Source organism: Bacillus sp. LR--39 (assembly GCF_053613335.1).
In genome coordinates, this window is record NZ_JBSIOT010001197.1 from 1 (window position 1) to 604 (window position 604).

1 protein-coding gene is annotated in these 604 nt (G+C 47.4%); it reads right to left on the reverse strand.

Annotation, left to right across the window (positions count from 1 at the left end; genetic code table 11):
- Nucleotides 1–604, reverse strand: a 604-nt coding sequence (locus ACWHAR_RS29395) for a thioredoxin family protein (RefSeq protein WP_452088733.1), incomplete at both ends; no start/stop codon positions are given.

A 604-nucleotide genomic window follows, 5' to 3' on the forward strand; every position in this document is an offset into this window, starting at 1 on the left:
GCCTCCGACCACAAGAACGTCAAACGGCTCTTTGTCAGCAAACTCAGATGCATCTGTGCCGCTGCCCATTTTCGCAAGAATTTCTTCAAGCGTCATACGGCCGCTTCCGAAGGATTCGCCATTCAGGTAAACGGTCGGCACTGCCATGATGTTTTTGCTTTCAACTTCTGCTTTGTATGCTGCACCGTCAATCATCGTGTGCGTAATGTTCGGATTCAGCACGCTCATCATGTTTAAAGCTTGTACAACATCAGGACAGTTGTGGCATGTCAGGCTGATATAAGATTCGAAGTGGTATTCACCGCTGATCTTCTTCACCTGATCAATGACTTTTTGGTCCACCTTAGGCGGTCTGCCGCTCACTTGGAGCAACGCCAACACTAATGATGTGAATTCGTGGCCCAGAGGGATACCAGCGAAAGTTACGCCAGTGTCTTCTCCGACACGATTGACACTGAAGCTTGGCGTTCTGTTTAATTCAGCTTTTTCAACTGAAATTTTCGATGACATGGAAGCCAGCTCATCAACGAGAGCCAGCATGTCCTTTGAAATGTCATCTTCGCCTGCGCTAACTTTGAGAACAATGTCATTCTCAATTAGCTGC